This window comes from Actinomadura rupiterrae (genome assembly GCF_024172125.1).
GTDB lineage: Bacteria > Actinomycetota > Actinomycetes > Streptosporangiales > Streptosporangiaceae > Spirillospora > Spirillospora rupiterrae.
Genome location: NZ_JAMZEA010000005.1, coordinates 69,962 through 85,055, shown reverse-complemented (window position 1 = coordinate 85,055; position 15,094 = coordinate 69,962). Strand labels below are relative to the sequence as shown.

The following is a 15,094-nucleotide window of genomic DNA, read 5'->3' as shown; positions in this document are numbered from 1 at the left end:
AGCGCGGGATACGAGAGCGCGGGACGGCCGAGCATGCGGCACATGCCGAGGACGTGGCATGCGCTGAGGATGTGACGGGCGCCGAGCATGCGGCATCCGCCGAGGGCGCGAGACGTGCCGAGGACGTGGCACGCCGGGGACCCACGAGACGCGCGGAGGACGTGGTGCGGGCGGGATGCGCGGGTGGCGCGGGTTCGGCGTGGGCGTGAGCGCGAGTTGGGGTGCGGCGCGACGCCAGTGGGAGAGCGTCGCAAGGCACGGTGGGCATGCGGCGCGGCCTGGCGGAGAGTGGCGGGTGAGCGCGCGGGGCGGGGTGTGGGGGGCTTGGCGGGAGGGGGATTGTGGCGCTGGGGGAGGGGTTGGCTTGCGGGCGGTGGGGTGGGAGGGTCGTACTGAGAACGTTCCATTTCGGACGTGAGGTGAGGCCGTGCTGGCGTCGACCGGGTGGGCGGAGCGGGTTGCGGGGCTGACGGCGGTGCGGGTGCGGTCGCCCGAGGCGGTGGCCGAGCGGGCGGCGGCGCGGGTGCGCAGGACGCGGCCGGTGGGGGAGTCGGGGCGGCTCATGATCGTGGCCGCGGACCATCCGGGACGCGGCGTCCTCGGAGTCCGCGCGGACCCGCACGCGATGGCCGACCGGTCGGACTACCTGGAGCGGGTATGCACGGCGCTGTCGCGGCCCGGTGTGGACGGCGTGCTCGGCACCCCCGACATCATCGACGACCTGCTCCTCCTCGGCGTCCTGGACGGGTTGGTCGTGCTCGGCTCGATGAACCGGGGCGGGCTCGCGGGCGCGGCGTTCGAGACCGACGACCGGTTCACCGGCTACGACGCGGCGGCGGTCGCGGAGGCCCGGTTGGACGGCGGCAAGATGCTGCTCCGCATCGACGAGGCCGATCCCGCGACCGCGCCGATGCTGGAAGCGTGCGCCCGGGCCGTGTCGGACCTGGCCGGGCGGGGGCTGATGGCGGTCGTCGAACCGTTCATGGCCCGGAGCGAGGGCGGCGGCCTGCGCAACGTCCTCACGCCGGACGCGATGGTCCGCGCGGTCTCGGTGGCGTCCGCGCTGGGCACGACCTCGGCTCGGACGTGGCTGAAGGTCCCGGTCGTCCCGGAGATGGATCGCGTGATGGCGGCGACGACGCTGCCTGCGCTGATCCTCGGCGGCGAGGTCTCCGGCGATCTCCAGGACGTCCTGGCGGGCTGGCGTCGCGCCCTGCAGCCTCCGAACGTCCGCGGACTGATCGTCGGACGCTCGCTGCTCTACCCGCCGGGCGGCGACGTCCGCGCCGCTGTGGACGCAGCCGTTGAAGTCGTCGATACAACCGTCCGTCCGTTGTGACTTGATCCGGTCGTGAGAGCGCGTTTGTGTGGTGATATCACGACGCTTTGGTGAGAGCTTGGCGCGTTGGTTAGAGGTTATAACTTGTGTGTGGGGTCGAAGCGGTCGCTTGAGGTTGGGGCTGGTGTTTAGGAGGCGCTGTGGCGTACTTGCCTGGTGGGAGTCGGACGGACGGGCCCTACGTTCTGGAGGTCACGCCGGAGAAGGCCGGGTGGGCGTTCAGCGCGCTCCGGGTGCTGGAACTGGAGCCGGGGCAGGCGCACGCGCTGGAAACAGGGGAGTTCGAGACGCTTGTGCTGCCGCTGGAGGGCGGTTGCACGGTCGAGTGTGACGGCGATGAGTTCGTGGTCGAGGGGCGGACGAGCGTGTTCGGACGCGTCACCGACTTCGTCTACCTGCCGCGCTCGGCGCGAGCGACGATCACCAGCGAGCAGGGTGGACGGTTCGCATTGCCCGCCGCCCGGTGCGAGCGTCGGCTGACCGCCCGGTACGTCCCGGCCGAGGACGTTCCGGTCGAGTTGCGCGGTGCCGGGCAGGCCAGTCGGCAGGTCAACAACTTCTGCACGCCCGAGGCGTTTCCGCACGCAGACAAGCTGATCGCCTGCGAGGTGCTCACGCCTGGCGGTAACTGGTCGTCCTTCCCGCCGCACAAACACGACGAGGAAACGCCGACCGAGAGCGTCCTCGAAGAGATCTATTACTTCGAGGTCGCGGGCGAGCACGGCATGGCCTACCAGCGCGTTTACGGCAGTACCGAGGTGCTGGCGGAGGTCCGGAGCGGGGACGCGGTGCTGATCCCGGACGGCTGGCACGGACCGTCCATGGCGGTGCCCGGATACGACCTGTACTACCTGAACGTGATGGCCGGCCCGTCCGCTGAGCGGGCCTGGCGGATCTGCGACGATCCCGCGCACGCCTGGGTGCGCGGCACGTGGGAGGGACAGCCGGTCGACCCCCGACTACCCCTGACCAGCGCGGCCCCAGAGACGCGGAGCGCGAAGGCGAAGGGCCCGGAGGGTAACGGCGCGGAGGTTAACCGTGTGGAAGGGCGGGGCGCGGACGCGAGCGGTCCGGAGGTGAACGGTCCGGGCGCGAACGGCCCAGGGGTGAACCGCGCGATGGTGAAGGATGCGGAGGCGAAGGGCCCGGAGCCGAAGGGTGCGGAGGCGCAGGGTGGCTCAGGGGCGAACAGCACGGAGCCGAAGGGTGCGGCAGTTAAGGGTGCGGGGGCGCGGGGCGTGGAGGTGGACGGTGGGGATGGAGGGGCGGGGGCGTGAGTTCGCGGTTGACTGTGGGGCAGGCGGTTGTGCGGTTTCTGGGGGCGCAGTGGTCTGCTCGGGACGGTGAGGAGCGGCCGTTCTTCGCGGGCTGTTTCGGCATCTTCGGGCACGGCAACGTCGCGGGCCTCGGGCAGGCGCTGCTCCAGTACGCGGACGAGCTGCCGTACCACATGGCCCGCAACGAGCAGGCGATGGTGCACATCGCAGCGGGATACGCGCGGGCGAGCGACCGGCTGGCGACGTTCGCCTGCACGACGTCCATCGGCCCGGGCGCGACGAACCTGGTGACGGGAGCGGCGCTGGCGACGGTGAACCGGCTGCCCGTCCTGCTGCTGCCCGGCGACGTGTTCGCGACGCGTCCCGCCAACCCCGTCCTCCAGGAGTTGGAGGATCCGCGCTCCTACGACGTTTCGGTGAATGACGCCCTGCGGCCGGTCTCGCGCTACTGGGACCGCATCAACCGGCCCGAGCAGCTCGTCCCGGCGCTGCTGGCCGCGATGCGTGTGCTCACCGACCCGGCGGATACCGGCGCCGTGACGCTGGCCCTGCCGCAGGACGTCCAGGCCGAGGCGTTCGACTGGCCCGAGGAGCTGTTCGAACGGCGGGTCTGGCGCGTTCCAAGGGCGGTGCCGGAACCGTCCGCACTGGAAGAAGCCGCCGACTTGCTGCGCGGTGCCGAACGTCCGCTGATCGTCGCGGGCGGTGGCGTGATCTATTCGCGCGCCACGGAGGCCCTGAGTGAACTGGCCGGACGGACGGGCGTCCCGGTCGCCGAGACGCAGGCGGGAAAGGGAGCGCTGCACTGGGAGCATCCGCAGGCCGTCGGGGCGATCGGCGCGACCGGGACGTCCGCCGCCAACGCGCTCGCCCGCCGAGCGGACGTCGTGCTCGGCGTCGGGACCCGCTACAGCGACTTCACCACGGCCTCGCAGAGCCTGTTCGCATGCCCGGGCGTCCGGTTCGTGAACCTCAACGTCGCGTCGTTCGACGCCGCGAAGCAGGCCGCCGCCGTCCCTCTGGTCGCCGACGCGCGCGAGGGCTTGCGCGCCCTCGACCGGGCCCTGGACGACTGGACGGTCCCCGCCGCCTACCGGGAGGAGACCGCCGGCCTCGTCCGCCACTGGAACGCCGAGGCCGACCGCGCCTGCGCCGTCACCGGGCGGACGCCGCCGACCCAGGCGGAGATCATCGGGATCGTCAACGCCGAGTCCGGCCCGCGCGACGTCGTGGTGTGCGCCGCCGGGTCGATGCCGGGCGACCTGCACCGGCTGTGGCGGCCGCGCGACCCGAAGGGCTACCACGTCGAGTACGGCTACTCCTGCATGGGCTACGAGATCGCGGGCGGCCTCGGGGTGCGGCTCGCCGACCCGTCCCGCGAGGTGTTCGTCCTGGTAGGGGACGGTTCGTACCTGATGATGGCGCAGGAGCTCAGCACCGCCGTCGCCGAGGGCATCAAGATCGTCGTCGTGCTGGTGCAGAACCACGGCTTCGCGTCCATCGGCAACCTGTCGGAGTCGGTCGGCGCGCGCCGGTTCGGCACCCGGCACCGCCTCCGCACGCCCACGGGCCTGGACGGCGACGTCCTGCCCGTCGACCTCGCCGCGAACGCCGAGAGCCTCGGCGCGGACGTGCTGCGCGCCAAGGACGCCGACGACTTCCGCGCCGCCCTCCGGACCGCGATCGCCTCGCCCCGCACCACCGTCGTCCACGTCGAGACCGACCCGCTCGCGAGCCCCCCGGGCGGAGACGCCTGGTGGGACGTCCCGGTCGCCGAGGTCTCCACCCTTGACGAGACCCGCCACGCCCGCGCCCAGTACGAGAGAGCCAAACCCACCCAACGCCGCCACCTCTGACCCCGCCGGCGAACGTCCCGACTCCGCCCCGCGATGTCGCGCCCCCCGCCCGCACGACGCCGCGAACCTCCGCCCGCGTGGTCGCGAACGCCCGCCTGCGGCGTTGCGAGCGCCCGCCTGCGGCGTTGCGGATCGCCCGGCCGGGGCGTCGTGAACGTCCGTCTGCGGGACGTCGTGAATCTCCGCCTAGCGTGTCGCGAACCCGTGCTCGCGAGGTCACGAACGGCTCGGCCGCGGCGTGGCGAACCTCCGCCCGCGTGGTCGCGAGCGCCCGCTTGTGGCGTTGCGGATCGCCTGGCCGGGGCGTCGTGAACGTCCGTCTGCGGGACGTCGCGAACCTCCGCCCAGCGTGTCGCGACCCCCTGCCCGCGAGGCCGCGAACGGCTCGGCCGCGGCGTGGCGAACCTCCGCCCGCGTGGTCGCGAGCGCCCGCGTGCGGCGTTGCGAGCGCCCGCTTGCGGCGTTGCGGATCGCCCGGCCGGGGTGTTGCGAACGTCCGTCTGTGGGGCGTCGTGGACTCGCGCTCGCATTGGCGCGAAGCTTCGTCTGCGGCGTTGCGAGTGCTCGGTTGGGGGCTTGGGGCCGGGGTCTTCTCGTTCGCACGCTCGGGGCGCGGCCTGCCGTCTTCGTCCAGGGGGTTTCGAGGGGGGGATCATGTTCTTCTTGCGGATTGGAGGGATCCGGTGGGAGGGGGGTTGACCTGCCGGTTCTCCCGGAGGGGGCAAGGATTAATGGGATAAACCGGATCTACTGTGTAAAGGTGGGAACCTGGCGGGCATGACGTTCGTCAATACGGTCGGGACGAGGGACAGGGAGGACGATGGCGGGGCCGGGGACATGGCCGGCGCGGGTGCGAGCCCGTATCGGTGATCGGGGTCTCGCCGTCGCCCTCCTTCTCGTACTGCTCGCGGTGGCGATCGTCCCGCTGGTGGCGCTGCCCGCGGTCCGCTGCGAGGCGTTCGGCGCCGGATGCCGCGCGCCGCTTCCCGGCATCCAGGCCCAAGCCGCAGCCCGCGACAGGGGGCAGCCGCTCAGTCCGGTCGCCGCGGCCACCCGCGGGTCCTACGTCGCCCTCGGCGACTCCTACTCGGCGGGTGTCGGGGCCGAGGCCACGCTGGCCGACCAGAACCCGCTCAGCCAGTGCCACCGGACGTCCAAGGCGTACTACCACACGGTCGCCAAGACCTTCCGGTTCGCGGGCGGCAGCTCGTTCTGGGCCTGCTCCGGCGCGACCACCCGCGACGTCCGCAAGGGCAGAGGGGGCGAGCCGTCCCAGCTGAACCGGGTGGACGGCAACACCACGCTCGTCACGATCAGCGTCGGCGGCAACGACATCGGCTTCGCCAAGATCATGGCGGGCTGCGTGGTGAAGCTGCCCTGGTCCCGGGGGTGCGAGAAGCAGGGCGGCGACATCGCCGAGCGGATGGCCGGGCTCCGCGAGAGCCTCCCCGAGCTCGTCCGGCAGATCACCACCCGCGCGCCGCGCGCCCGCGTGATCATGATGGGCTACCCGCGGCCGTTCTCGGAGGTCTCGGTGACCGGCGGCGACAACCTCACCCTGGACGACCAGCGCTGGCTGAACGGCCGCGCCCGCGACCTGAACGAGCTGATCCGGCAGACCGCGACCGAGGCCGACCAGCACCTCGCCGCCGCGCACGCGCCGGGCAGTGTCGAGTTCGTGGACGCCTACAGCGCGTTCTCCGGGCACGAGGCGGGCAGCGCCGACCCGTACATGAACGGCCTGTCGGTCAACCTGAGCGCGCTGGCCGCCGAGCCGCGCAGTTACCACCCGACCGCCAAGGGCCAGGACGCCCTGGCCAAGCTGTTCGTCGACCAGATCAACAAGGGCCCCGGCCGCCCCCTCAACCAGACCGGCTGAACCCGGCCGAGGCCCCTCGCGACCTTCGGGCAGAGCGGTTGAGTCCGTCCGGAGGCGGTGGGGCGGGGGTCAGTCGGTGGTGGTGATGCGGTCCAGGCGGTCGACGGCTTCGGCGAACTCCTCGATCATGTCGTAGACGACCTGGCGGGCCGGTTTGACGGTGTTCATCAGGCCGACGCACTGGCCGACGAAGTAGTTGGCCAGGTCGCGGGCGCCTTCGTTGCCGCTCTCGGCGACCTTGGAGATCTGCCGCATCGCGCCCTCGGCGATGATCATCTGGAGCGGCATGCCGAGCGGGCCGGGGCTGGCGGCCGACTCCCACTCGTCCGTCCAGGCGGAGCGGAGCTGGCGGGCGGGCTTGCCGGTGCGGGACCGGGAGCGGACGGTGTCGCGGGACGAGGCGGCGAGCATCTTGGCCTTGACCGCGGGGGAGGTCTCGGCCTCCTCGGTGGTGAGCCAGACCGAGCCGCACCAGACCCCGGACGCGCCGAGCGCGAGCGCCGCGGCCATCTGGCGTCCGGTGGCGATGCCGCCGGCGGCGAGGACGGGCAGCGGCGCGACGGCGTCCACGACCTCGGGGACGAGCACCATGGTGGAGATCTCGCCGGTGTGGCCGCCGGCCTCGCCGCCCTGCGCGACGATCAGGTCCACGCCGGCGGCGACCTGGCGGCGGGCGTGCTCGACGGTCCCGACGAGCGCGGCGACCGGCACGCCGGCGGACTTGGCGCGCTCGACCATGAGCGGCGGCGGGGTGCCGAGAGCGCTGGCGATCAGCCCGATGGGGTGGGCGAGCGCGACGTCGATCAGCTCGGTCGCGCCGCGCGTGGTGACCTGCGTCCCGCCGCGTCCGCCGGCGCGCTTGGCCGCCTCGAAGTCAGGCAGCGGGACGCCGTACTTCTCGAACAGCCCGAACAGGAAGTCCCAATGCTCCTTCGGGACGGCGGCGAGCATGGTGTCGAGGCCCCCGTCGCCGCGCGCGGCGCGCTCGGCGGACTCGTCGATCTTCGCGGGGACGAGCACGTCCACGCCGTAGGGGCGGCCGCCGACGTGGTCGTCGATCCAGCGCAGCTCCTCCTCCAGGCGCGCGGGGGAGTAGGCGACGGCGCCGAGCACGCCGAAGCCGCCGGCGTTGGTGACGGCGGCGACGACGTCGCGGCAGTGGGAGAAGGCGAAGAGGGGGAACTCGATACCGAACTGTTCGCAGACGTCGGTGCGCATGCCGCCGACGGTACTGGACCGAACGTCATTCGGTCCAGGGTGCGCCCCAGCGCCGGCGGCCCAGCTCCTCGTCCTCCAGGGGCGTCCCGGAACTGGCGGCCCAGCTTTCTCGTCCTCCAGAGTGGTGACGCAGCTCCTCGTCATCCAGGGTGGTGGCGCGGCTCCTTGTCATCCAGGGTGCGCCCGAGCGGCGCGGCTCCTCGTCATTCGGTCCAGGGGGCGACGCGGTAGCGGCGGCGGAGGTCCTCCTCGCCATAGCGGCGGACGGTCCAGTGCCAGTGCAGGATTCCGGACATCCAGTTCTGGAGGTCCCGCACCAGCACCCCGAGCCCCGCCCGCCCCTCGTTCGACAGCTCCATGTCGTCGCACAGGACGGGCAGCTCGTTCACCACGACGTGCTGGAACTGCCGCATCCGGGACGCCGCCAGGTCCGCGACGATGCGCAGCGCGGCCGGGTAGTCGCAGCCGAAGAAGTTCTGGACGACGAGGATCGCGTTGTGCAGCTCGTTCTCGAACTCGATCTCCTTCTGGAACGAGAACATGTCGTTGACGAGGCATGCGAAGTCGCTCCCCGAGTGCAGCAGCGACTGCACGGGACCGGTGCGGAACACTTCGTCCGGGATCGCCGCGGCCCTCCCGAGACGGGTCAGGCGCATCGTCATGTCGGCCCCGAAGGTGTGGCGGCGCATCTCCATGTAGTCGACCGGGTCGGGGACGCGGTTCTGGACGTGGTTGGCCAGCTCCCACAACCAGCTTTCGAGCATCGCCTCGATCGCCGCGCGGAACCGGAGCCGCGGCTCGCGGTCCATGGACGCGGTGGTGCGCCGCCACAGGTCGGCGAGGCCGCGTTCGAGGCCGGTCGTCGCGGGCGGGACGGGCGCACCGTCGTCCACGGGCATGAACAGCGCGAGTCGGGCATTGCTGGCACGCGCGCCGGCGAAGTCGCGGACGCGGCCGAAGACCGCCGGGTAGTAGTCGTCGGCGTAGGTGCCCCAGGTGAGCCACTGCGCGCCGAGGTCGAGCTCGTCGGGCCCGGCGTCCGGGGCGAGCCCGGCGGCGCAGAGCGCCAGGTCGAAGCCGGTGAACAGCCCCTCGTTCCAGACGTCCGATCCGGGGACGCCCGGCTGCCCGCGCAGCAGGCGCATCCGCTCGGCCCACGCGGCCAGGCGTTCCCGTGCGCCGGACAGGTGCGGGTTGAGCGTTAGCTCGAACGGCATCTCGATCTCGGGGATCACCGACGGCCCGACCCGCCTCGGCACGTGCGCGTACTTCCGCAGCCGCGCGACGGCGGGCGGCCCGAACAACGACCGCACATCCAACCCACTCGTCCCAAGCCCGCTCGTGCCGAGGCCAGCCGTGCCGAGCCCGCTCGTGCCCAGCCCGGCCGTCCCGAGCCCGCTCGTGCCAAGGCCAGCCTTTCCCAGGCCAGCCGTCCCCAGCATGCTCGCGCTGAGCGCGGCCGTACCCAGGTCGGCGGTTCCCAGCCCGCTCGTGCCGAGCCCGGCCGTTCCCAGGCCAGACGTCCCCAGGCCAGACGTCCCCAGGCCAGACGTCCCCAGGCCAGACGTCCCCAGGCCGGCCGTTCCCAGCGCGGCCGTTCCCGGCGCCTGGACGTCCAGTCCGGCGGCGGACAGGGCTTCCAGGGCGGTCGTTCCGGGGTCGGTTGAGGCGCGGTCGTCGAGGGCGCCCTTGTTCATGTAGCGGGACGAGCGGAGGTGCCACTCCTGGCCGCCGGACTGCCAGTCCTGGAGGCCCTTGATGTACGCGCCGACGCGCGCGATCTCGAACGGGTCGAGGCCGGCCTCGACGCAGAGCGGCGGGACCTCGGTGAGGGCGGTGTGCTCGAACTGCTGCATCCGGGACGTCAGGACGTCGTTGACCGCCTCGGCCGCCTCCTGCGTCGTGCAGCCGAAGAACGTCTCCAGCACGAGGACGCCGTTGCTGAGCTCGCCCTCGTCCATCACCTCGCGCTGGTAGGAGAACAGGTCGTTGCGCAGGTGCACGGCGTCGGAGAACGCGTCGCGCAGCACGCCGAGAGGCCGCGACCCGGCGACGCGGGCGGGGATCTCGGCGTTCGCGGCGTGCTCGACCAGGCACGCCGACCAGGGCGCGCCGCCGACCCGGCGGCGCATCTCGATGTACTCGACCGGGTTCGCGATCCGGTGCGCGTTGATGTTCGAAAGCTCCCAGAGCGACTCGTTCAGCAGGTGCTCGGTGCGTTCGGCGAACCGCTCGCGCCACGCCCGCGACATCGCCGGGACGGTCCGGGCCCACAGGTCCGCAAGGCCCGCCTCGACCGGGTTGGACGGCTCGGGCACGCCGCTCATGTCGCCGTCGAGCGGCATGAACCGGGGCAGCCGCGCCAGGTGGTCGCGGCCGCCCTCGCGGTCGCCGGTCCGCTTGTACCGCTCCAGGAAGTGGTCGTCGAAGTAGAACACCCACACGTACCAGTCGGTGATCAGCGCCAGTTCCGCCGCGTCGCAGTCGGGATGGGTGTAGGCGCAGAGCAGCGGGTAGTCGTGGGCCTCCAGGTCGGCGGTGTCCCAGACGCCGGAGCCCTCCAGCATGCCCATCGCGCGCGCCCACGGCACCGAGTGCGCGCGGGCCGCGTCGAGGTTGGGGTTCAGCCGGGCGGGATACGCGGTGTAGAACCTCGGCAGCTGGAACGGTTGCGCCGTGCCGACCACGCCCATGGAATGACCACCCTCTCGCCTCGCCACCCGGAGCACTCTCCCGATGCGAAGTCTTACAGAGCGTGAGCGTTGCCCCGTGGTGAGATCAGCGTGCCTCCCGGAACCGGTCTGTGGCCTCGATGAGACGGTTCAGCGTGCCGGGTTCGTCGAAGCCGTGGCCCGCGTCCGGGATGATGTGCAGTTCCGCGTCCGGCCAGGCCCGGTGCAGCGCCCAGGCGGCGTCCGGCGGGGTAAGCAGATCGTAGCGGCCGTTGACGATGACGCCCGGGATGCCCTTCAGGCGCGGGGCGTCCCGGAGCAGCTGGCCGGGTTCGAGGAAGCAGCCGTTGCCGAAGTAGCGGTTCTCCAGGCGGGCCACGGCGACCGCCGAGCGGACGTCCTCCTCGTCCTCGCGCTGGATCAGGTAGCAGGTCGCGTCCTCCCAGCGGGTCCAGGCGAGCGCCGCCGGGACGTGGACGTCCGGGTCCGGGTCGGCGAGGCGGCGCGCGTAGGCGGCCATGTAGTCGCCGCGCTCGTCCTCGGGGATCGCATCGCGGAAGCCCTCCCACGCGTCCGGGAACAGCCGGGACACGCCGCCCTCGGCGAAGCACCACGGCTCGTCCGCGGGCAGGACGAGGTAGACGCCGCGCAGCACCAGCGCCCGGACGCGCTCCGGATGCGCCTGCGCGTACGCGAGCGACAGCGTGCTGCCCCACGACCCGCCGAACACCACCCAGCGCTCGATGCCGAGGTGGACGCGCAGCGCCTCCATGTCCGCGACCATCGCCGCCGTCGTGTTGGCGGACAGGTCGATGTCCGGCTCGGACGCGTGCGGCTTGCTGCGCCCGCAGTTGCGCTGGTCGAACAGGACGATCCGGTACGCGTCCGGATCGAACAGGCGCCGGCTCGTGGGCGAGCAACCGCCGCCGGGCCCGCCGTGCACGAACACCACGGGCGTGCCGTCCGGGTCGCCGCAGGTCTCCCAGTAGATCTCGTCCTGCCCGCCGACGGGCAGCATGCCGACCGCGTACGGCTCGGCCGGTGGATAGAGGCCTCTCATGATCACAGTCTCCCGCACCCGCCGACCCCCAGAGCCCCCGGCCACCCGCAGCCCGGTCCGTCCGCAGCCCGGTCCGTCCGCAGCCCGGTCCGTCCGCAGCCCGGTCCGTCCGCAGCCCGGTCCGTCCGCAGCCCGGTCCGTCCGCGCTCCGGTCCGTCCGCGCCCCGGCCCGGTCCGTCCGCGCCCCGGCCCGGTCCGTCCGCGGCTCGGTCCGTCCGCGCCCCGGTCCGGTCCGGTCCGCAGCCCAGCTCGTCCGCAGCCCGGTCGGTACGCGGGGCGAGCTGTCCGTCGGGCCTGTCCGTCCGCTGGCTGAGCTGTCCACTGGGCCGGGCCGCCCGTGGTGGGCCGGGCCGTCCGCTTGGCCAGCGCTGGTGGACGGTCAGGCGGGGATGAAGAGGGGGTACGCCTCGCCCTCGGGCGGGTGGACGAACCGGGCCCGCAAAGCCAACCCCTCACGCAGGTCGGACGGCGCCAGGTCGTCCAGGCGCGCGTACAGCCACGGGCCCTCGGCGAGTTCGACGAGGGCGATCAGCGCGGGCGGGGGAGTCGTGCCGTCCTCGGCCGGGCGGCCGTGCAGGATCGTCCAGGTGACGAGGGTCGCCTCGCCCGAGACGTCCGCCCAGTCCAGGTCCTCGGTGCCGCAGTCCGGGCAGGACGTGGCGTCCGGGGGCAGGAAGGCGGCCGCGTCCGGGGCGGCGGCGGTGCAGGACGGGCAGCGGCGGACGGCGAGGCGGTCGCGCGCGGCGGCGTCGAAGAATCCGTCGGTGCGGCCGTCGCGGCGCAGGATCCCGATGTCCATCAGGCCCCCTTCCGGTGTGGGCTGAGGACCAGCGTGGCGTGGTGGTCGAGGATGCCGCCGTTGCCGCTGACCAGGATCATGTCGCTGGGCGCCTGGCGGTCGCCGCCGTCGCCGCGCGCCTGGATGACCGCCTCCGACACCGGCGTCATGCCCCACATGTAGTAGCCGGACAACTGCCCGCCGCCGGTGTTGGTCGGGAGCGCGCCGTCCGGTCCGAGCGCCCCGGACGCGGCGAACGCGCCGCCCTCGCCCTTGCCGCAGAAGCCGTAGTCCTCCAGCGACACCAGCACCGTGTAGGTGTAGCAGTCGTAGAGCTGCGCCTGCGTGACGTCCGCCGGGGTGATCCCGGCCATCTTCATCGCGATCGGACCGGACGTCGCCGCGCCCGTGGTCAGCCCGAACGCGCTGCCGCGCTCCTTGCGGTGCCCCGGATGGCCCTGCCCCCACCCCCACAGGTGGACGGGCGGACGGGCGAGGTCGGCGGCGCGGTCCGCGGACGTCACCACGACCGCGATCGCGCCGTTGGACACCAGGCAGCAGTCCAGCAGGTGCAGCGGCTCGGCGACCCAGCGGGAGTCCTGGTGGTCCTGGAGGGTGATCGGGTCGCGCATCTGGGCGAGCGGGTTGCGGGACGCCCAGTCGCGCGTGCTGACCGCGATCGCGCCGAGCTGCTCGCTGGTCGTGCCGTACCGCGCCATGTGGCGCTGCGCGGCGAGCGCGTAGAAGGCGTTCACGCTGCGGAGGCCGAGCGCGGCGGTCATCCCGCCGAACCCGTACCACTCGGCCGCGTCCCGGTGGTAGGCCGAGCCCGCCGACTGCTTCGGCTTGAGCGGCGCGTCCGCGAACACGCAGGCCACGGTCGTCGCCGCGCCGGACAGCACCGACATCGCCGCGTACGACAGCATCGCCCCGGCGGTCGCGCCGAAGGAGTTCATCTGGGTGAGCAGCCGCAGGTCGCGCAGGCCGAGCGTGTCGGCCACCTCGATCCCGGGCGAGCCGCCGAGCCCGTGGCTGACCAGCAGCCCGTCCAGCTCGCCGAGGCCGAGGCCCGCGTCGGCGACCGCCGCGCGCACCGCGTCCGCGGCGAGCCTGCGTGGGCTGCGCCCGTACACCCTGCCGAGCTCGGTCATGCCGAGCCCCGCGATGGCCGCGCCGTCTCTCATCCCACCACCGTACCGAACGACATTCGGTACTGGCCACGCCCCGACCCGGTGATCGCAATCACCGAACCGCGCCCCCCGCACCGCTACCAGCGGGGCGGGGGGCGTTGGGGGCTGGGGCGGCGGGGTGGGTCAGGAGACCTGCGGGTTGTCGATGGCCCAGTACCAGTTGTTGTTGCCGTTCGACAGGCGCCAGGTGACGGTCATGTTCTGCGCGCCGCTCGGCACGGACACCGCGAGGTGCTCGATGCGGGCCTGCGCGTCGCCGGTGTACTTGAGCACCTGCGTCTGTGCGCCGCCGTCGAACGAGACGAACACCTGGGCGGTCTCGTTGCCGTCCTTCAGGTAGTGCGAGCCGAACGAGAGCGTCACCTGGCTCTTGCCTGCGACCGGATAGGCGGGCGAGACGAGGTTGCTGTTGAACGTTCCGCTAAAGGTCTTATCGGCCCATTCGTCCGAGTCGGCGACCGCGAACACCCCGCGCGCCCGCACGTTGGTCTCGCGTCCCTGGCCGCGCTGGGTGGACGTCCAGAACTCGTCATCGGTGAACGACCAGCCGCGCCACTCGCTGACGCCGCCGGTGCCCATCCCGGTGTTGTCGATCTTCCACCCGGACGGGGTCTGCTGCGTCCAGCCGAGCGTCGAGGACGGGATGCCCGTCTCGTCCACCCGCGGCTTCAGCGCGCCCGCGAGCGTGTCGAACGGGTCGGACGACGCGGTCGTGACGTCCTGGCCGTCCAGCGCGGACGGGCGGGCGATGCCGAGGTAGTCCAGCGCGGTCGCGGCGATGTCCACGTTCTTGCCGGTGATCGGGGGAGTGGTGTGCGGGACGCCCGGCCCGGCCGCCACCACGAACGAGCGCCGCTCCTCGGGCGTGTTGCCGCCGTGCCCGCCCGCGTCGGTGTGCCCGTGGTCGGTCGTCACCACGAACAGCCACTGCTCGGACGCGTACGTGGGACGGCTCTTGATCGCGCTGATCACCTGCCCGATCTGCTTGTCGACCGTCTCCACGGCCGTCCGGTACTGGGTGCTCGCGCCGCCGTACTGGTGGCCGGCCTCGTCCACGTTGCCGAAGTAGACGAACGACGCGTCCGGGCCGGTGTCGCGGATGTAGGCGGACGCCGTGTTCGCGATCTTCGCGTCGTCGCCGGGGTAGCCGTCGGTGTCGCCGTCCAGGACGTCCTTGCGGTCGACACCGGCGCCCAGGATGTAGGTGCCGATCGGCTTCCAGTCCACCGCCGCGTACGTCCGGAACGCCGAGTTCGCGGTCTTGATCCGGGTCAGGAAGTCCGGGTACTGGGCGATCTGGTTGCCTGTGAAGGCGTTGTCGACGACCTTGTGCTTGTCCGGCCAGACGCCGGTCAGGTTCGTGGACCAGCCGGGCCCGCTCAGCGTCGGCGCCATCGGCTGCGCGTACAGCCAGGACGGCGTCGCGTACCCGGCGCTGATCAGGGACTTGATCGTCGGGGTGTCGTACGCCAGGACCTTGTCCCAGCGCGTCCCGTCGGTGCCGAACACGACCACGTGCCGGTTGGACGGCGCGGGCTGCGCCAGGGCCCGCGGCGCGGTGGGCGCCGGTGCGGCGGCGGAGGTGGCGGCGGGGGAGAGCGCGACGGCGAGTCCGGCGGCGGCCAGACACGGTAGGAATCGGACGGTTCGGTGCATCGGGGGCAGCCTCTCTGGGGGAGGAACGCACGGGGATTCCGCCCGTTATGGAACCTCCGCCGGGGCTCCCGTCCCAGAGTGATCGCACGATGGCCGCCATAAGCAACGCCTATGGGCGAGGCGCCGCCGAGGTCACGGCCGCGCCCCGCCCCCGTGCTCCGCCCGCGTT

General features: G+C 72.6%; 9 protein-coding genes and 1 pseudogene. 4 read left to right on the top strand and 6 right to left on the bottom strand.

Annotation, left to right across the window (positions count from 1 at the left end):
- Window positions 1-427 precede the first annotated feature (427 nt).
- The 4 genes and pseudogenes from FHU30_RS17345 (at window position 428) to FHU30_RS17330 (ending at window position 6,351) form a co-directional block, all read left to right on the top strand.
- Window positions 428-1,339, top strand: a complete 912-nt coding sequence (locus FHU30_RS17345) for a Cgl0159 family (beta/alpha)8-fold protein (protein WP_253876973.1) — start codon at window positions 428-430, stop codon at window positions 1,337-1,339.
- Between the two features lie 140 nt (window positions 1,340-1,479).
- A pseudogene (gene iolB / locus FHU30_RS17340) lies at window positions 1,480-2,316 on the top strand (5-deoxy-glucuronate isomerase); the annotation flags it as partial.
- A 329-nt stretch (window positions 2,317-2,645) separates the two neighbouring features.
- Window positions 2,646-4,472 (top strand): 3D-(3,5/4)-trihydroxycyclohexane-1,2-dione acylhydrolase (decyclizing), encoded by a 1,827-nt coding sequence (iolD, locus tag FHU30_RS17335; RefSeq protein ID WP_253876971.1) that lies wholly within the window; start codon window positions 2,646-2,648, stop codon window positions 4,470-4,472.
- Between the two features lie 850 nt (window positions 4,473-5,322).
- Window positions 5,323-6,351, top strand: a complete 1,029-nt coding sequence (locus FHU30_RS17330; RefSeq protein WP_253876969.1) for an SGNH/GDSL hydrolase family protein — start codon at window positions 5,323-5,325, stop codon at window positions 6,349-6,351.
- Between the two features lie 69 nt (window positions 6,352-6,420).
- Here the strand turns inward: FHU30_RS17330 and FHU30_RS17325 are convergent, their stop codons facing one another.
- From FHU30_RS17325 to FHU30_RS17300, 6 genes are all read right to left on the bottom strand, one after another.
- Entirely contained in the window at window positions 6,421-7,569 is a 1,149-nt protein-coding gene (locus tag FHU30_RS17325) for an NAD(P)H-dependent flavin oxidoreductase (RefSeq protein ID WP_253876967.1), read from the bottom strand.
- Window positions 7,570-7,772: 203 nt separating this feature from the next.
- Window positions 7,773-10,262 (bottom strand): terpene synthase family protein, encoded by a 2,490-nt coding sequence (locus FHU30_RS17320; protein ID WP_253878020.1) that lies wholly within the window; start codon window positions 10,260-10,262, stop codon window positions 7,773-7,775.
- 85 nt (window positions 10,263-10,347) lie between these two features.
- Window positions 10,348-11,301 (bottom strand): prolyl aminopeptidase, encoded by a 954-nt coding sequence (pip, locus tag FHU30_RS17315; protein ID WP_253876965.1) that lies wholly within the window; start codon window positions 11,299-11,301, stop codon window positions 10,348-10,350.
- A 379-nt stretch (window positions 11,302-11,680) separates the two neighbouring features.
- Window positions 11,681-12,100, bottom strand: a complete 420-nt coding sequence (locus tag FHU30_RS17310; RefSeq protein ID WP_253876963.1) for a Zn-ribbon domain-containing OB-fold protein — start codon at window positions 12,098-12,100, stop codon at window positions 11,681-11,683.
- The gene (locus FHU30_RS17305) at window positions 12,100-13,263 is read right to left on the bottom strand and encodes a thiolase family protein (protein WP_253876961.1); all 1,164 of its coding nucleotides are present in this window, start codon (window positions 13,261-13,263) and stop codon (window positions 12,100-12,102) included. Before FHU30_RS17305 ends, FHU30_RS17310 begins: the two co-directional genes overlap by 1 nt.
- Before the next feature lie 129 nt (window positions 13,264-13,392).
- Window positions 13,393-14,925: an alkaline phosphatase family protein gene (locus FHU30_RS17300; RefSeq protein ID WP_253876959.1), complete on the bottom strand. Its 1,533-nt coding sequence runs from the start codon at window positions 14,923-14,925 to the stop codon at window positions 13,393-13,395.
- Between the last annotated feature and the right edge of the window lie 169 nt (window positions 14,926-15,094).

Coding starts and splice junctions, on each gene's coding strand:
- FHU30_RS17325 (WP_253876967.1), bottom strand. CDS start 7,569: ATGCGCACCGACGTCTGCGAACAGTTCGGTATCGAGTTCCCCCTCTTC.
- FHU30_RS17300 (WP_253876959.1), bottom strand. CDS start 14,925: ATGCACCGAACCGTCCGATTCCTACCGTGTCTGGCCGCCGCCGGACTC.
- FHU30_RS17305 (WP_253876961.1), bottom strand. CDS start 13,263: ATGAGAGACGGCGCGGCCATCGCGGGGCTCGGCATGACCGAGCTCGGC.
- pip (WP_253876965.1), bottom strand. CDS start 11,301: ATGAGAGGCCTCTATCCACCGGCCGAGCCGTACGCGGTCGGCATGCTG.
- FHU30_RS17320 (WP_253878020.1), bottom strand. CDS start 10,262: ATGGGCGTGGTCGGCACGGCGCAACCGTTCCAGCTGCCGAGGTTCTAC.
- FHU30_RS17310 (WP_253876963.1), bottom strand. CDS start 12,100: ATGGACATCGGGATCCTGCGCCGCGACGGCCGCACCGACGGATTCTTC.